Origin of the sequence: Desulfosporosinus sp. OT (assembly GCF_000224515.1) — a bacterium.
Lineage (GTDB): Bacteria > Bacillota > Desulfitobacteriia > Desulfitobacteriales > Desulfitobacteriaceae > Desulfosporosinus.
The window spans coordinates 26,628-45,015 of record NZ_AGAF01000026.1 but is presented as its reverse complement, the minus strand read 5'-3'; the positions used below and the strand labels follow the sequence as shown (position 1 = coordinate 45,015).

Annotated in this window: 11 protein-coding genes, 2 pseudogenes and 1 riboswitch; of the genes and pseudogenes, 11 read left to right on the top strand and 2 right to left on the bottom strand. The window is 42.9% G+C overall.

Annotated features, from left to right (window positions below):
• Nucleotides 1–28: 28 nt before the first annotated feature.
• From hydA to DOT_RS02245, 8 genes are all read left to right on the top strand, one after another.
• The gene (gene hydA, locus DOT_RS02280; protein WP_009613629.1) at nucleotides 29–1,432 is read left to right on the top strand and encodes a dihydropyrimidinase; all 1,404 of its coding nucleotides are present in this window, start codon (nucleotides 29–31) and stop codon (nucleotides 1,430–1,432) included.
• Entirely contained in the window at nucleotides 1,425–3,977 is a 2,553-nt protein-coding gene (gene xdh / locus DOT_RS02275) for a selenium-dependent xanthine dehydrogenase (protein ID WP_009613627.1), read from the top strand. The genes hydA and xdh overlap by 8 nt, the downstream gene beginning before the upstream one ends.
• A 75-nt stretch (nucleotides 3,978–4,052) precedes the next feature.
• Entirely contained in the window at nucleotides 4,053–4,907 is an 855-nt protein-coding gene (locus tag DOT_RS02270; protein ID WP_009613625.1) for a hypothetical protein, read from the top strand.
• Nucleotides 4,889–5,572, top strand: coding sequence for an NTP transferase domain-containing protein (locus tag DOT_RS02265; protein WP_009613617.1), 684 nt, complete (start codon nucleotides 4,889–4,891; stop codon nucleotides 5,570–5,572). Before DOT_RS02270 ends, DOT_RS02265 begins: the two co-directional genes overlap by 19 nt.
• Nucleotides 5,573–5,851: 279 nt before the next feature.
• The gene (gene yqeB / locus DOT_RS02260; protein WP_009613616.1) at nucleotides 5,852–6,697 is read left to right on the top strand and encodes a selenium-dependent molybdenum cofactor biosynthesis protein YqeB; all 846 of its coding nucleotides are present in this window, start codon (nucleotides 5,852–5,854) and stop codon (nucleotides 6,695–6,697) included.
• 105 nt (nucleotides 6,698–6,802) lie between these two features.
• Nucleotides 6,803–6,903: riboswitch (purine riboswitch) on the top strand.
• Between the two features lie 86 nt (nucleotides 6,904–6,989).
• Nucleotides 6,990–8,321 (top strand): 5'-deoxyadenosine deaminase, encoded by a 1,332-nt coding sequence (locus DOT_RS02255; protein WP_009613615.1) that lies wholly within the window; start codon nucleotides 6,990–6,992, stop codon nucleotides 8,319–8,321.
• A 56-nt stretch (nucleotides 8,322–8,377) separates the two neighbouring features.
• Complete coding sequence (locus tag DOT_RS02250; protein WP_242833748.1) at nucleotides 8,378–9,733, top strand: sodium-dependent transporter; 1,356 nt, start codon at nucleotides 8,378–8,380, stop codon at nucleotides 9,731–9,733.
• Nucleotides 9,734–9,954: 221 nt separating this feature from the next.
• Nucleotides 9,955–11,022 carry an HD-GYP domain-containing protein gene (locus tag DOT_RS02245; RefSeq protein WP_009613613.1) on the top strand — a complete coding sequence of 356 codons (1,068 nt, stop codon included), beginning with the start codon at nucleotides 9,955–9,957 and terminating at the stop codon, nucleotides 11,020–11,022.
• Between the two features lie 81 nt (nucleotides 11,023–11,103).
• Here DOT_RS02245 and DOT_RS02240 read toward each other — a convergent pair.
• Nucleotides 11,104–13,263 (bottom strand): annotated as a pseudogene (locus DOT_RS02240) (thioredoxin domain-containing protein).
• A 354-nt stretch (nucleotides 13,264–13,617) separates the two neighbouring features.
• Entirely contained in the window at nucleotides 13,618–14,580 is a 963-nt protein-coding gene (locus DOT_RS02235) for a DUF4405 domain-containing protein (RefSeq protein WP_009613609.1), read from the bottom strand.
• 942 nt (nucleotides 14,581–15,522) lie between these two features.
• Here DOT_RS02235 and DOT_RS02230 point away from each other — a divergent pair.
• From DOT_RS02230 to DOT_RS02220, 3 genes and pseudogenes are all read left to right on the top strand, one after another.
• A pseudogene (locus tag DOT_RS02230) lies at nucleotides 15,523–16,484 on the top strand (methionine ABC transporter ATP-binding protein).
• 27 nt (nucleotides 16,485–16,511) lie between these two features.
• Nucleotides 16,512–17,144 carry a methionine ABC transporter permease gene (locus DOT_RS02225; RefSeq protein ID WP_040411020.1) on the top strand — a complete coding sequence of 211 codons (633 nt, stop codon included), beginning with the start codon at nucleotides 16,512–16,514 and terminating at the stop codon, nucleotides 17,142–17,144.
• A 155-nt stretch (nucleotides 17,145–17,299) separates the two neighbouring features.
• Nucleotides 17,300–18,121 (top strand): MetQ/NlpA family ABC transporter substrate-binding protein, encoded by an 822-nt coding sequence (locus tag DOT_RS02220; RefSeq protein WP_009613599.1) that lies wholly within the window; start codon nucleotides 17,300–17,302, stop codon nucleotides 18,119–18,121.
• The last annotated feature ends 267 nt before the right edge of the window (nucleotides 18,122–18,388 follow it).

Genomic DNA, 18,388 nt, shown 5'->3' with positions numbered 1-18,388 from the left:
CATGGGCCAGATGACGGGAGAAATGAAGATGGGTATTGTGTTAAACGGTGGAACGATTGTTACGGCTGCCGATCTTTATCAAGCAGACGTCCGCATTGAAGGCGAGAGAATTGTAGCTATTGGCTATGAGATCAAGCAACCTGGTGATCAGGTAATCTGTGTGGATGGCTGCTTTTTATTTCCGGGAGGAGTTGATCCGCACACTCACTTTGATCTCCCGATGGGAACGTTTTCAACCTCGGATGATTTCTTATCTGGTTCGAAAGCAGCGGTGCTGGGGGGGACAACAACCATCCTGGATTTTGCCACTCAGTTTAAAGGGGAAACCCTGAAGAGGGGCTTAGAAAATTGGCATACTAAGGCGGATGGCAAATGTTATGTAGACTTTGGTTTTCATATGGCCATAACTGATTGGAATGAGCAAGTTGCCCAAGAAATGACCGATTTAGTTCATCAAGAGGGTGTTCCTTCGTTTAAACTATATATGGCCTATAAAAATGTCCTGCAGGTGGATGATGGCGCTTTATTGCAGGCTTTGCGCCAGGCAAAAGAGTGTGGGGCTCTGGTTTGTGTTCATTGTGAGAACGGAGATGTCGTCGATTACTTGGTGCGAGAAGCGCGTGCGCAGGGGCAGACTGCTCCGTATTATCACCCTCTGACCAGACCCCCTGAAGTTGAAGAAGAGGCAACCAACCGAGTGATTACCCTTGCTCAGATTGCTGATGCGCCTCTCTATGTAGTCCATCTCACCTGTCGTGGTGCACTGGAGGCCGTAGAGAAAGCGAAACGCAAAGGGTTAAATGTTTATGCGGAAACGTGCCCACAATACCTCCTCCTCGATGACAGTTATTATCGTTCAGAAGGATTTAACGGTGCTAAGTACGTGATTTCGCCGCCTTTGCGCTCCAAAGAACATCAGGAGGGGTTGTGGTCTGGTTTACAAACGGGGGTCCTGGATACCGTAGCGACGGACCATTGTGCTTTTAATTATAAAGGACAAAAGGACTTAGGGTTAGGCGATTTCAGTAAGATCCCCAGTGGTGCGCCTGGAGTAGAGACGCGTATGGGATTGCTTTATACCTATGGCGTTATGACCGGAAAATTAACGATCAACGAATTTGTAGGTCTGACTTCGACGAAGGCAGCAAAATTATTCGGCTTGTTTCCGCGTAAGGGAACCATCGCCCCTGGCAGTGACGCAGACCTCGTAGTCTGGGATCCCCGAGTTTCATCGATTATTACCGCCAAAACTCTTCATCAACAGGTTGACTATACTCCCTATGAAGGCCTCGAGCAGAAGGGCCAAGTCCAACACGTCTTCCTACGTGGTAAACACGTTGTGAAAGACGGTCAACTTCAGGAGGCAGGACCCACAGGGATATATTTATCCCGCAAGCCATTTCTTGAGAGAAAGGTTGGGGGAAATGTTTAAAATTGATATTAACAATACAGTGTACTCTGTACAAGAGGATATGAACCTTCTGGATTTCTTGCGTGATGAGGCCCAGATAACGTCACTCAAAAATGGGTGTGGAGAAGGAACTTGTGGCGCGTGCATGTTATTAATAGACGGCAAGGCAATGCGAGCCTGTTTATTGACTGTTGGTAAGGTCGCGGGGAAAAAGCTTTTGACCGTGGAAGGGTTATCTGAGCGAGAGCGGGAAGCTTATGTTTGGGCCTTTGCCCAAGCCGGAGCTGTGCAATGCGGCTTTTGCATACCGGGTATGGTCATTAGCGCTAAGGCGTTGCTCGATAAGGTGCCGAACCCCACGTCCCAAGAAATAAAACAGAGCATTCGGGGGAACATTTGTCGCTGCACTGGGTATGTGAAGATTGAAGAAGGGATTATGCTAGCAGCCAAAGTATTACGAGGAGAGCTCCAGGTCAATCCCCAATCTGGGGCAGGGATTGGGACTAGTATTCATCGAGTGGATGCTCGCGAGAAAGTATTGGGAACTGGGCAATATGTCGATGATATGTATGTTGATCAAATGCTCCATGCAGCCGTGTTGAGGACTAAATATCCTCGGGCGCTTGTGAAGAATATTGACATATCCGCGGCAAGTGGCTATCCTGGCGTAGAAGCCGTCATGACAGCGGCAGACGTTCCGGGTGACCCTGATCACGGGCATATTTTCCAGGATTGGTCGACCTTAATTGCTATCGGACAAGAAACGCGTTACATCGGCGATGCCCTTGTTTTAGTGGCGGCGCAAACCAAAAAACAAGCGCGTGAAGCTTTAGCGCTTATTAAAGTTGAATATGAAGAGCTTGAACCAATACTCAGTCCAACCGATGCTCTTGCGGAGCAAGCTCATAACATACATCCAAAAGGGAATCTGTTGAGTATGACAAAAATCAACCGAGGGAATACCCAGGAAGCATTGGCTAAATCGGCGCATGTTATCACCCAGCATTACTCGACGCCACCGACAGAACATGCCTTTATGGAACCGGAAAGTGCGTTAGCTATTCCTCAGGCAGATGGTGGAATCACGATCTATGTCGGGGACCAAGGCATTTATGATGACCAACATGGAATTATGGCTATGCTCGGGCTTCCAGCAGAAAAAGTCCGCGTGATCAGTAAACTGGTCGGCGGTGGATTTGGTGGTAAAGAGGATTTAACGGTCCAGCATCATGCGGCTTTGCTAGCCATGAAAACCCAAAAACCGGTGAAACTGACCTTCACCCGCAAAGAGAGTATCTTAGTTCATCCTAAGCGGCATGCCATGGAGTTAGATATCACGACCGGGTGTGATGAAGAAGGGAAATTGACTGCAATGGTGGCCAACATTGTAGCAGATACGGGAGCTTATGCCTCACTAGGTACAGCGGTCTTGCAGCGGGCATGTACCCATGCCAGCGGTCCTTATCAGATACCAAATGTCGATATCACAGGCCTTTGTGTTTATACGAATAATCCTCCTGCAGGTGCGTTCCGAGGCTTTGGAGTAACGCAGTCATGTTTTGCAGCAGAAATCAATTTGGATCTCTTAGCAGAAAAGGTGGGAATTTCACCGTGGGAGATTCGTTATCGTAATGCGCTGGAACCAGGCATGGTTAATGCGACTGGCCAGATTACGGATGAGGGGACAGCAATTAAAGAAACGCTCCTGGCGGTTCGGGAAGTGTATGAATCTCACCCTCATGCGGCAGGGATTGCTTGTTGCATGAAGAACACAGGAATTGGGGTAGGTCTTCCCGATACTGGTCGGGTTAAACTTAAAATTGACCAAGGAAAAGTGGTGGTCCTCACCAGTGCTGCTTGTATTGGGCAGGGCTTTGCCACAATTGCTACCCAAATCGTTCATGAGGCTACGGGATTGCCTTTGCATCTGATCGAAGTTGGTGCTCCGGATACATCAAGGACGCCTAATTCCGGTACGACAACCGCTTCGCGTCAGACTATGTTTACAGGTGAGGCAGCACGACAGGCTGCTCTCAAACTGCAACAAGCCTTGTATAAGACTCCTTTGGAAGAGTTGGAAGGGAGCGAATTCAGCGGCGAATACCTTGGGAAAACTGACCCAATGGATTCGGACAAACCAAATCCAATCAGTCATGTGGCGTACAGTTATGCCTGTCAAGTTGTCTTATTGAATGTCGAGGGGAAAATTGAAAAGGTTGTGGCAGCGCACGATGTTGGCAAGGCCATCAACCCGAAGGCTATTGAAGGGCAAATTGAAGGAGGGGTTACCATGGGATTAGGGTATGCCCTGCGTGAGGATTTTCCCCTTCAGAAAGGTGTGCCAACCGCTAAATTTGGCACACTGGGCCTTTTCCGATCGACAGAAGTGCCCGAGATCGAGTCAATCATTATCGAAAAGAATTCCTCATCAATAGCCTATGGGGCCAAAGGGGTGGGTGAGATCTCTTCCATTCCTACCGCACCTGCTGTAGCTTTAGCCTATTACAGGTATGATGGCAAACTAAGATGTTCTCTTCCTGTACGGGAAACGCCCTATAAGAAGTAAGTTCTATAGAGGCTTGAATTTGGACTTTAGCTAACACTCTAGTATACTAGTCAGAAACAGTTGTAGGAGAGGAAAATGGCAGGTACAGGAACATGGTTACCGAAAAGTTGGGAGCGTGGCAGTTTGTGGGCCATGACAAGGCACGAGCAAGTTGTCACGTTCATTGGGGCTGGAGGGAAGACGACCTGCCTACAATCAATAACCCAGGAGATTGAAAAGGCAGGGCATCGGGTTGTTGCCACCACCACGACGAAAGTCTTTCCTGAAGAACTGATGTACTGCTGGAAGAACCCGAATCCACCGCCTTATGAACAAGAAGGAGCTTGTTTTTGGTATGTGGACGTTATGGGGGAAAGTGGAAAGTGGGTTGGTCCTCCTCTCAAAGCCGTAGATGATGCTATATTAGAAGATGTCTGTATGTTCGAAAAAAGTGGAGTTCAGGTTGGGGTTCTGGGCGAGACACTTCACGGTGCTTTGCCCAGCGGTAAGCGTTTTTGGGTAATCGAGGGGGATGGAGCCAGACGTCTCAAGTTGAAATGCTGGCAACCCCATGAACCTCAAATTCCTCGGCGATCGGATTGCGTTGTGCTAGTGCTGGATGGTGGTTTGTGGGGGAGAGTCCTCCAAGCGGAGCAAGTTCATAGACCTGAGAGTTGTCTGGATCTTCTTGGCCACGTTTGGAACGCAGAGCAGGCTTGGCGTTATTTCTTGAGGTCCCCCGTTTTTGCTGCCCAATATGCGCATATGTCTTGGGTGATTTTCCTGAACACGAAGGTTTCGCTGGATCTTGAAAAGCTTTTGCTTGACTTAAACCGTAGGTGGGGAGACATTCAACGGGAAGTCAATAAGCTGGAATATCAGCCCAAACATTTGCGGTTAGCCGCGGGGGATGCCAAGGAGGGGAAACTACAGTGGTTCGATTTGTGGTAATGGCTGCGGGGCAAGCGACGAGAATGGGCCAAGATAAACTTGTTTTGCCTTGGAAGGAAACTACGGTGTTAGGTCATACTCTTCAGACTCTCCTAGAGGCAATCACCCTTCAAAAGCATCGTTCGTTGACAGCATCCTCTCACTCAGTGGACACTGAGATTTACGTTGTTGCCAGACATGCTATCGAGGCCTATCTCACTGAAGATCGTATTCGAATGTTTGATTCATTCGGTGGGGTTTGGATACAAGTGCCAACCCCTAAACCGCTTGCTGAGACAATTCGCTATGGTTTACAAGACTTAAACAGTGAAGTCCAGAGTATCGGATTTTTGCCCGGAGACCAGGTGGGGATTACCGTACCCAGGCTTGCAGGTTGCCTGCAGGAGGTGTTGCAGAATCTTCCGGATTTTCTGGTACCGATTGTGGGAGATAAAGCGGTTTCACCTGTGTTTTTTCACCGACGGTTTGTTCCTGAACTTTTGGAACTGCGAGGTGAACAAGGTGGGAGAGAAGTCTTATACCGCTATCCGGACCGCTGGCGGAAGTATCCAGTGGAGGCTAGTTTTTATCAAGATGTTGATACTCCAGAGCAATACGATGCTTTGCGGGTACAAATTAGTAAGGGAGAATCGAGCGAGTCAACAACCACTATCCTAAAGGGATAGTGGCTTGTAGGAAACTATAAGCTAATGTTGACAAGACTAAGCATTAACTTGCTATGTTATATAAGCCATCATACCCGTTGACGTTTGTCTAATCTACGGCTCTATGGTCTAGCATTAAACAGTTCTGTGTGGTGCGGAACAGGCAGTATCAGTTGCAAATCTTTCAATTAATTGAGAGAAGAAAAAGTCTATTAACAGAAAGGAGGATGGCAGGTTAGGGTATGCGTAAGGCATTTCTCCCCCTAGCCTGAAGGCGTAGGGGTTTCCTGCCAAGCCATTATGAAAAACAAACTCGTCATGAATGGACCGGTGGTTTTAGTTCGCGGAGCTGGGGAACAAGCCTCCGGAGTGGGGTGGGTGCTAGCGAAAACGGGGTTTCGAGTTGTGATGACCGAAGTTGCTGTGCCCCTCATGGTTCGGTGGCCAGTTTGTTTTGGAACTGCTGTATCGGAAGGACGTTGGCAAGTTGAAGGGGTTCAGGCAAGCCGTCTCGAGGATCATAAGGAATGTGAAGCAGCTTGGCGAGCTGGGGAAATACCGGTTTTGGTCGATCCTCAGTTAGAGTGTCTGTCCTTGCTAAACCCATTGGTTTTGGTGGATGCGATCATGGCCAAACGTAACCTAGGGACAAAACGGAGTATGGCTCGGAGAACGTTTGGTTTGGGGCCGGGTTTCACAGCAGGAGTCGACGTTGATGTTGTCGTGGAAACAAACCGTGGACATAATCTAGGACGGTTGATTCATCAGGGAGCGGCTCAACCAAACACTGGTATTCCGGGAGAAGTGGCAGGTATATCAAGTAAACGCGTCCTTTATTCACCTAAAGCTGGAATTTTCAGAGCGAAGCGGGCCATAGGGGAACAGGTTTCCGAAGGTGATAGCTTAGGCGAGATAGATGATGGGGTTCGACAGGAGGAGATCCTTTCCTTATGCAATGGCGTTCTAAGAGGTTTATTGCGGACAGATACTCCAGTCGCTGAGCATGTTAAAATTGGGGATGTTGATCCCCGTGGGCAGGAGGAATACTGTTGGACGATTACCGAGAAGGCTCGGGCACTTGGTGGCGCTGTATTGCAAGGTATTCTCGAATCCGGAATACTTAGTCCCTTGTGCAACCATGAATAATTGAGATAGGCATTTAGCAAACTATAATAAATTAAATATTTTTATTTGCCAGGTAGGAGAATTCAAGTGGATCGAGAATAGATATATATAGAGACTAGGAAAATCTGAACAAATGATTAGATAACTCATATAACCTTGAGAATGGGATCAAGGGTTTCTACGAGGCAACCGTAAATTGCTTCTCTATGAGCCAAGGATGGTTTATAGAGTGTTGTAATGAGGTTGTTTTTTAGTGTGCAAAAAACCTGTAGGCGTTAGGGCCTTACGCAAATAGGGAAAGGGTGGGATTTAAATGCGTATTCTCTTGAAGAATGCCAAGATCGTAACCATGAATGCAGCACGTGAGATTATTGAGGGCGATTTACTAGTGGATGGATCTCAAATTATGGCGGTAGGAGGGGTTATTGAGCAACCTGTCGATCAAGTGATCGATCTGCAGGGGGATTTGCTTATTCCCGGTTTGATTCAAACTCACATTCATCTTTGTCAGACATTGTTTCGAGGACAGGCCGATGATTTGGAACTTTTAGATTGGCTCAAATTGAAAGTGTGGCCGCTGGAAGGTGGACATGATCCTGAATCCATATATGATTCTGCGTTACTTGGTATTGGGGAGTTGTTTCTTGGAGGGACAACGACGATCGTGGATATGGAGACCGTCCATCATACGGAACACGCTTTTGAGGCTATCCTTGCCAGTGGTTTGAGAGCCTTGTCGGGGAAGGTGATGATGGATGATTGCAATAAGGATATTCCAGCTTCTTTACGTGAATCGACAGAAGCTTCCCTGCAAGAAAGTGTTGATTTGTATGAGAAATATCATGGTAAAGGGAATGGACGCCTTGAAGTAGCTTTTACGCCTCGTTTCGTCATCTCCTGTACGGATACGCTCTTAAAGGAAGTTTCGCAGTATGCGCGCGTGAAAAATGCCTTTGTACACACCCATGCTTCAGAAAACCGGTCAGAAATCCAGGTTGTGGAGAGTACACGGGGCATGCGCAATATCATCTATTTAGATAGGGTCGGCTTAACGGGCCCCAAACTTATTCTCGCTCACTGCATTTGGTTAGATGAAGCAGAAAAAGAGATCCTCATCCAGACCAAGACACGAATCTCACACTGCCCATCTTCGAATCTGAAACTGGCTTCGGGGATTGCGCCGATTCCAGAACTTATGAAACGGGGTGCAGAGATTTCTTTGAGTGCGGATGGGGCGCCTTGCGGTAATAATTTAGATGCATTTCGAGAGATGCGTCACGCTGCTCTGATACAGAAACCCTTGCATGGACCAACGGTTATGCCTGCACGTGAGGTCTTTGAACTAGCTACGCTTGGCGGTGCTCGAGCAATAGGGCATGAGCAGGATCTGGGGAGTTTGGAAGTAGGGAAAAAAGCGGATCTAGCTGTCGTTAGTCTACAGGGTTTACATACTTGGCCCAACGAGCATGTGGATGTCTATTCGCAGCTGGTTTATCAAGCAGTTTCTTCCGATGTGCGTCTTACCATGGTGGATGGACAAATAGTGATGAAGGATCGGCAGCTTCTGACGATTGATGTTCCGCGGCTTAAGGTAAGTTCAACGCAGAGTCTCCATCGAATCATGGCACGCATAGGGCAAAATTAATACATGATATAAGAATAATACGGGAAAGACTAGACTAGATATGGAGGGTAATGGTTTTGAAGAAAGAGACGCAACACAAACGAGAGGGTTTCTCGAGCAGCATTGGTGTTATTGCTGCAGTACTTGGTTCTGCTGTTGGATTAGGAAATATATGGAAATTCCCGTATGTCACTGGTGCTAATGGGGGAGCTGCCTTTATACTGGTTTATTTAATATGCGTGGCGCTTGTAGGTTTGCCCGTAATGTTATCAGAGCATCTGATTGGCCGTCATACAAAAGCGAATGCCGTCGGAGCGTTTAAAGCATTACAACCCCGTCGTCCTTGGTTTTTAGTTGGTGGCGCCGGTGTTTTAAGTGCCTTTCTTATTATGGCTTTTTACACGTCGGTTGCTGGCTGGGTTTATGCCTATATATTCAAAGCTGCTGGTGGTGCGCTTCTTACTGCGAAACCGGAAGATACAACCTTGGTATTTAATAAACTAGTGTCAGGGGTGGGTGAACCCTTGTTTTGGCAAGTGTTTGTTTTACTCGTGACCGGATCTATTATTATGGCCGGCGTGACTAAAGGTATTGAACGGGTCACTAAGCTTCTAATGCCCTTACTCTTTTTACTTCTCGTGATTATCGATATCCGGTCTTTGACACTCTCGGGTGCAGGCGCGGGGCTTTCGTTCTTATTTAAACCCGATTTTTCCAAGATTACGGTTAGTGTGATTTTAGCTGCGTTAGGTTTAGCCTTTTTTAAACTCAGCGTAGGCATGGGGACAATGATTACCTACGGTAGTTATGTCGATAAGAACGAGAACTTACCCAAGATGGCCATTAAAGTCGCCCTAGCGGATACGTTGGTTTCGTTAATGGCAGGTATTGCTGTTTTTCCTGCTGTGTTTGCCTTCGGTTTTACACCAGATCAAGGTCCCAAACTGCTCTTCGTGATCATTCCGGCGGTCTTTAATTCGATGCCTTTTGGCAGAGTTTTTATGGTCTTATTCTTCGTACTTACCGCAATTGCTGCAACGGGGGCGATGCTCTCCTTGTTGGAAGTTCCCATCGCTTTTTTAACTGAGCAGTATCAATGGACGAGACGTAAAGCAACTTTATTAACGATTCTAGGGATCGGTTTGCTGGGCTCAACAGCGACACTCTCTAATAGCATCTTTGCCACAGTCACTGTGTTTGGCAAGACTTTTTTTGATTTCTACGATTTCGCGACTTCCAATGTCCTACTTCCTCTGGGGGGCATTTTCATTGCTTTATTTGTTGGTTGGCAGTGGGGATATGTTAAAGTAAAACAAGAATTGTCAAATCAAGGTCAGTTAGCAAATGACGGTTTAGCGCGTGTCTATTTGTTCTTGGTTAAATATATTGTGCCGATTGCGATTGCCGTCGTTCTGTTCACAGGTTTAAAATGATTCTATATTAAAGGGTTCTAAATCGAAACAACAGATCGCAAGAGGGACTGTACAACAGTTAGAAGTTCTCAAGTGAGTGTGAAGGATAAATACAGGACTTTAGTAGGACTAAAGGGAAAATTTTAAGAAAATCTTTTTCTTAAGAGGTTTTTCCTTGTGTTTTGACGAACTAAATAGTTTGGTCAAAAAAAGACACTAAATGAATAGTAGGGTGAGAATTCATGCGTTTGGTGAACATACGTTATGTTGAGGAAGGATCAATTTTAGCGCGTCCGGTGCTCAACTCTTCCGGGACGGTCTTATTGCGGGCAGGGGTTCACTTGACGGCTTCCTATATCGAACGGTTAAAGACCTTGGGTTATGATGTGTTGTTTATTCAGGACGATCGACTGGATGATGTCGAAGTCCATATTGCAATTACCGCTCAAACTCGTGAGGTGGCCTATAAGTCCATCGAGCTTATTAGCAAGTACATTGAGCGGGATTCAAAGGATTCCTTACCTATAGATAATATCCGTAGTACTGTTCAACAAATGATTAACGACCTTCTATCTAGTTCGGACATTTTGGGTAACCTAACGGAAATTCAAGGGTATGATGATTACACCTTTCATCATTCTGTGAACACAACGATTATATCGCTCATTTTAGGTATGGCATCGGGGTATACCGAGCAGAAGCTGATCGAACTGGGCATGGGTGTTCTCATGCACGACATTGGAAAAATCAAGATTCCTGAGGAGGTTCTCAATAAGAGAAGTCCGTTAACGGGAGCAGAATTCGAGGAAATCAAGCGGCATACGACATATGGATTTGAAATTTTGCGTAAGAACAATGATCTTAGTCTACTTTCCGCCCATGTTGCCTATCAACACCAAGAAAAATGGGATGGGAGCGGCTATCCAAGAGGGCTCAAAGGAAGTAGTATACATGAGTATGGAAGACTGGCAGCCGTAGCTGATGTGTATGAAGCCTTAACGAGTAAACGAGTTTACCGCAATGCCATTGAACCTAATGAGGCCTATGAGTATATCGTATCTCAAGGAAATACGCACTTTGATCCTCAGATTTTAGAGGTTTTTAAAAAAAATATTGCCGTTTATCCTTCCGGTTCGGGTGTTCTTCTAAGCAATGGGCAAAGAGGGAATGTTATAAAACAAAACCTAGCTTTTCCGAATCGCCCCTTTGTGAGGGTGTTTTACGAGAATGAAAAAGTGCTAACTGCTCCAATTGATTACAATCTAGCAGAGTATCCCTCCATTATGATTATTGCAGTAGATAATCGCTAGTCCAAACGAATAGTCAAAAGGTAAGAAATAGAGGTCCAAACGAATAGGCCTGTCATTTGACAGGCCTATTCGTTTGGACCTCTATGAGTTTTTGAAGAGTGCTTTGAATTCCTCAATTTGTTGGACTGGACGTTGACAGGTGAAGTTCTGGCATAGATAGGCGGTAATATGACTAGGGTCTATGGGGTAATCTTGAATCCAGGGGACGGTTTCTGGAAGACTTCCTTCTTGGTAAAGCACAGAAGCATAGGGTCGAAACGCCGAAAAGAAAATCTGACGCATTTCGGGCAGTTCTGTTGCGTTAAGCGCACCTGCTAGAATTAATTCCTGACTGGGATGAACGGCAAACTGCAAGGCTTGGAGAAATGCGGTATATCCTGAGGGATGTTCTTCGAGGACTGAGCGAAAGACGAGAAGTTGTTGTTCGGCTTTTCTTTCCCATCGTTCGTCTCCAGTGAGACGCGCAAGTTTAAAAAGGTTGAGCGCGGTGATCGAGTTACCGGCTGGAATGGCTCCGTCATAACTCTCTTTAGGTCGGAAAAGAAGTTCTTCGCCATCTGAACCGGTTAGATAGTAACCTCCGTCTTCTTCGTCTAAGAAGAGCCGTTCCTGTTCCTCTTGAAGTTGAAGGGCTACTTGGAGGTAATGGGGTTTGCCACTCACCGAGTAAAGTTCTAGGAGGCCCCCAATGAAAAATGCATAATCATCCAAGTACCCTAGGTAGGCAGAATGTCCTTCACGGTAGCGAGCCAAGAGACGTCCGTCATTACGTTTAAGGTGAGTTAGGACAAAATCTGCAGCATTTTCGGCTGCCTCCAGATAGGCAGGAATCCCAAGAACTTGGGCACCTTTCGCAAAGGCAGCGATCATTAACCCATTCCAGGCTGTCAAAATCTTGTCATCCTTATGGGGATGTATTCGTTTCTCACGTGCTGTGAATAAAGTTTGACGTGCTTTTTCCAGGATTTGCAGAACTTCGGCCGCAGCCAACGAGTTGTTGCGAGCAATCTTTTCTAAATTTCCTAGTAAAAGATTGGGAATATTTTTTCCTTCAAAGTTGCCCTCAGGGGTAATGTCATAAACAGCACAATACATTGCTGCCGTGTCTTTGCCCAGCAAGGTTTCTATTTCTGCGCGAGTCCAAACATGAAATTTACCTTCTACTCCCTCAGCGTCGGCATCTTCTGCGGAGTAAAAACCCCCTTCGGGAGAGGTCATGTCCCGCAGGACATAGGTGAAGATTTCTTTGGCTTTTTGAGCATCGTCTGGTTGGTGATTCGCTTGATAGCTTTCTAGGTAAGTTGAGGCGAGCAAAGCGTTATCGTAGAGCATCTTTTCAAAGTGAGGTACTAACCACTTTTCATCGGTACTATACCGTGCAAATCCGAACCCGACGTGATCATAGATCCCCCCTTGGGCCATCCCGTCAAGTGTTTTGCGAACCATTTCTAAGGCTTTGCTCTGAGGATGGTCTTGAGCATAGCGGAGGAGGAAGCTTATGGTATGGGGGGTGGGGAATTTCGGAGCTCTGCCAAAACCACCGTAACGCGCGTCAAAACTTTGTGCAAAGACTTGGTAAGCTTTATCAATAAGCTGTTCACTCCATGTTTGAAAGTCTTCGGAAGAAGTAGGGCCATTGCCATCTTTTAAGGATGGATCGTTGGTGACAGCCGAAGGAAGAGGCGATGATTTACTTGGAACAGTGCGTTGAGAATGAACGGCGGCAACGATCTCATCGCTCGACTCCCGCAATTTACCTTCATTGGTCTTCCAGAGTGTGCCAACTTGTTCGGCGAGTTCCATTAACCCGGGGCGGCCGTAGCGTTCAGTTTTCGGAAAATATGTTCCGGCAAAAAACGGTTTCTTATCAGGCGTCATTATTATGGTGAGCGGCCACCCACCCGATCCAGTTAGCGTTTGACAGAAAGCCATATACAAATGGTCTACATCAGGTCGTTCTTCACGGTCAACTTTAATAGAGATAAAGTAGCGATTCAGGATGCCTGCAACTTCGTCGTTTTCGAAGGATTCTCGTTCCATGACGTGGCACCAGTGACAAGTGGAAAATAATACCAATTAGGAATACCCAATAGATAAGAAAACAGGTTTATTCTCTGTTTTTGCTATTTGAAAAGCCTCTTCGCCCCAAGGAAACCAATTTACAGGATTGTTAGCGTGTTGAAGTAAGTAGGGTGACTTTTCGTTAGCTAATCTATTGGGTATTTGTTTATTTGTAGTCATGGGCAATCACCACCTTATTTTCTCAATTTAATTCGAAATACAGGGAGCTAATTACTCTACTTCTAATGTAACATAATTTCCATATTAGTTATAAGCTATTCACACTATTAAAACATAGGCAGAACACTCCAGCCTCAAATCCTCAAAGGCGCAGGCAGGAGTGCTCTGCCTGCTTACTCCCATAGAAAAACTATGCCGGTTTGGTGAGCGTCCTTAAACGATGTCTCTTTTGCCAAAATCCGCCAGCGGCGGAGTGGTGCTCGCCTACCAGTGGTACAGTAATGTAGTCAACAGCACCACTAAAGCATTACTGGCATAATATCCGTTGTTCTTCTTGCGATAGGCCTAGGAGATTTACATGTGCCGGAAAGCTGATCCATGAGAACCTCTTTTACTGTGCCGAGCGTCCTTATTTAGCTTTTCATCTCTGAAGAAATAATCATTTTCTCTTTGGTCATTAAATTCCATGTCTTTTGGTGTTATGTTGGTGTTCTGGCTATCCCCTTGCGTGTCTACTATTGTTGTGTTAGATGCAGTTTGACCATATAGGTTTTGATATTCAGTTTTAGCAACCTGCAACTGTGCCTCGCTCTTGGCACATCTTGGGTTTAATAAAGAACAGTGTTTACTACAGCCTGTACAAAACATGCTTCCAAGGAAATCTGACAGACTCACCGTTTGACCATTTTCTTGTGTGTCTTGGAGTGTTGTGTCAGTTTGATCATCTTTTGTTTGGGGTTTAATCGAATTCCGCGATGAAATCGTCGGAGGTGTAGTAGCATAGGTTAACATCTTATCAGATCCTAGTATGCTTTTAGTAAATAATACGCCTATAACTAATCCTGTTACCAAAGCTAGTGTTGTTTTCATTTCACCATGAGCAACCATATTGCGCATAGAAACCAAAATATATTTCCTATGTAACAAAATATGCATTGCTATAAGTCCTAGGCAGGAATATGAAACCACTTTATGCACAGTTAAGAGGAGAGTCGAATTTTCATTTGATCCGGAAGGGAAAATCACTTGGGAAATAAGAATCCCACTGATGGTTATGGTGCTAATACCCAGGAACAATCCTAAATTTAAAACGTACATCAACCTTGGCTTTATCTTATATTTTGTGCTAAACAAGTTTTTGGTGAAGGTTTTAACCCACGACCAGTTTAATAGGATATGGGTCATAAAAAGGGCAAAGATAGAAAGTCCTGCTATTTCATGGAAGACAAGTCCCGTATCATGAGCATCTACTAATAGAAAAAATACAACTGTCATGACGAAATCAAGGGTTATCTTTAGTGAGGTTTTACTATTCATTTTATCTACTCCTCTCAATGCTAACATATTTTTCGATTTTTATATGCGCGTACAATACCTTGTCCTTTTTGTTATCAAATACATTGGCTGCATTAGCCAAAAATTCATTTTTCAATCGAAACCTTGCCAGCCGTTCAGGGAAGCGTTGGTGGCGACCTTGACGACATTAACCGACCTTCCGGCGTCGCAACCCGCTTAGGCGTTAGATAATAAGCCAAATCCAGCGATAGCCGCAGGATGGCGCCAATTCGCCGTAATCAATCGAACCCCGTCGTGGGTTCTTTTTTGTAAAAGACTATTCTAAATTATATGAACTGGTTTTTTTGGGAAAGAACCTAACGAGACAAAGTTAGGTTTATCTATTGAGCAATCATGTGGAAAAGGATCAAAACCTGAAAGTCTATGCAAGATTTTAGGTCAATAGAAGACCGATGTTTGATAGAAAAGGGTATTGTTGGAAAGCCAATTGAATTATGTGTATTTGTAAACAATTTTGCAGAGGACAGTATGTCAGATTGGTGATAAATATTATAGTTTTTGGATTACTGATACTTTTAGAATCTCTTTGTCACTCCATAAAAATGCTCCTCTTTCATAGTGACATTTTCTCAGAACTCTTCTATGGTGACAATATCACAGATCATTAACAACATAACCATAAACTAATATATTTACATAATCATATATGGTATGTTAAAATAATAATAATTTTTTCACTATATTAAAATATTATGAATGCAAAGATAAGCAACATAAATCTCACTTCTCAAATCCTGTTAAATTATTCACTCTTTATTTAACATCATGCTCCTTTAGAGCAACTTGGGGATATAGAAAGGTAATCTGTTGCCACAAATATTTAAAAATATAAGTGCCAAAATGTATTACCACCAGACTAACTTTTTATAAGCAGATTAAGATTTGTAATTTTGGAGTGAAAATATGATTAGTATAAAGAATTTGGAAAAATATTATGGAAAAACTAAAGTCCTCAGTGATATTAGTGTTGAAATAGAAAATGGTGACATTTTTGGATTAGTTGGAGTTAGCGGTGCCGGAAAATCTACTTTATTAAGATGTATGAACGGCTTAGAAAAATATAATAGTGGAAGTCTCATGGTGAATGGTACAGAAGTAAGAAATTTGAACTATCAAGAGTTAAGAGGCTTTCGTAAAAATATTGGGATGATTTTTCAACAATTCTCACTTATAGAAAGAAAAAGTGTATATGAAAATATCGCTTTGCCCATGGAATGTTGGGGTTATAGTAAAAAGAAATAGATATTAAGGTTATGGACTTATTAGAGTTAGTCAATTTGACTGAAAAAGCAAATGCAATGCCTAAAGAATTATCCGGCGGGCAAAAACAAAGAGTTGCTATTGCTCGTTCTCTTACCATGGAACCTTCTATATTATTGTGTGATGAAGCAACTTCAGCACTAGATCCCAATATAACAAGTTCAATATTGCAACTATTAGATCAAATCAATAAGGATTTAGGAATTACAATAGTAATTGTTACCCACCAAATGGAGATAGTGAAAAATGTATGCACTAAGATGGCATTTTTGAAAGATGGGATACTTACAGAAAAAGGAAAAGTTGTAGACATTTTCCTAGATAAACCACCAGCATTGAAGGATTTAATTGGTACAACTTCGGATGTACCATTACCTAAAGAAGGACTAAATTATAAAATAATTAGCAGAGAAAGCAATAAGGATACTGATTTAATCTACAATTTAGCTACAAAAGGAAACATTGTGTTCTCTTTGATATCCAGTAATACGGATTTTTATAGAAATGTTATCATATCTTCATTTATCATTAATGTTACAAAAGAAGCTAGTCCAAAGCTAGAAAAATATTTGATTGGAAATCAAATAGAATATATGGGAGTGTAAATATTGGACGCAATTGAATTATTAAGAATGGTATTAATGCCAAGTTTGGGACAAACATTATTCATGGTTATAGTTACAACTATATTTTCAACAATTATTGGTTTTTTATTAGGAATAATACTTACATTAACAAAAGAAAATGGGTTAAAACCAAATAAAATAATATATAAATTATTAGATGCACTAATAAATGTAATCAGATCCTTTCCATTTATTATTCTTATCGTAGCAATTATACCAGTAACAAGAGCTATTGTTGGTACGTCAATTGGTATGAAAGCTGCTATTGTTCCGCTTACAGTTGCTATGGCTCCCTTTTTGGCAAGATTAATTGAAACTAATTTAGACGAAGTGAATCCTAGTTTAGTAGAAGCCGCTCAATCGTTTGGTGCTTCAAGAACTCAAATAATTTTTAAAGTGTTGATAGTCGAAGCTCTTCCTGTAATTGTCTCTAGTTTAACATTATCCATCATATCAGTTATAGGGTGTACAGCTATGGCCGGAGTTGTTGGTGCAGGAGGATTAGGTGCCGTTGCTATTACTTATGGTTATCAAAACTTTAATGATACCATTATGTATTCTACTGTTATTGTTTTAATTATTGTGGTGCAGTTAGTACAAATGTTTGGAACATTGTCATATAAAAAATTGAAAAAATAAGTCTATATCAAGGTATAATTTTCTGTGTTTTTATGATTGAGACATCAATATTTTACAATAAAGTAGGGAGGAGTATGTTTTATTAGTAAAGATTGATGCTTTATACATAATAATATCCATATTAAATTACATTAAAAGAGTGAGGGGAAATGGTTATGAAAAGAAAGAGTTCAATATTTGTTTGGTGTTTAGTGACTATCATTTTTATGTTTGCATTAGTGGGATGTGGCAGTTCTGAAACTACGGCAAGTACAGATACTAACAAAACTATTAAGTTTGGAGTTAATTCTGGTAATACTGCGACTGAAGTATTTAACGTTGCAGCTGAAAAATTGAAAGCTGAAGGCTACACTGTTAAACTTACAGAGTTTAATGATTATATTACTCCTAATAAAGCTGTGGAGGATGGAACTATTGATTATAATTTTTTCCAACATATACCGTATTTGAAAGCATATAACGAAAATAATGGTAATAAGTTAGCATATATTGGAACGGGACTTTATAATCTTTCCTATGGTATTTTCTCTATAAATTTAAAAAGTATCAATGATGTAAAAGATGGAATGAAGGTTGGAATTCAAAACGATCCAACTAATCGAAGTACAAGTTTGCATATGTTACAGGATTTAGGTCTCATTAAACTGAAGGATGGTGTTGAACTTCCTACGCTTTTGGATATTGTAAGCAATCCAAAACATTTAAATATTATCGAAATGGATGAGGCAAGTATTGTTAATGCAATGAAAGATTTAGATATAGGATGTGTGTGTAGCGAAAAGTGGGTAAAAGCCGGAAATACCATGGATCAAGCACTTATCAGCAAAGTTGATAAAGTAAATACTATGGTTGTTGTAACTACAAAAGGTAATGAAAATTCAGAAACGGCTAAAAAAATTGATGAAGCTATGAAAAGTGCTGAAGTTAAAAAATTCTTAGAAGAGCACTATAAAGGGGTTATGGTTCCATTATTTTAGTTCTTGATTTCTTTTATGATAAACAATTTGAAAATTGCAGCGGTTAAATTAGACAGATGATAATATGTCTTTTACAGATGCATCAAAAGCGTTATCTTGATTTCAAACAAGACTTATCCATTGCAAGTTATATTTACTTGGGATGGATATGTCTTGTGCTTTTTATCAGACTGGAGTTGGATAGTTAAAAAACTCAAACCCTTGGGCTGCAAGGGCTCCAGGAGGTATCAAAAGGACGTACCACCACAATTTCCCTCTTTATGGAAA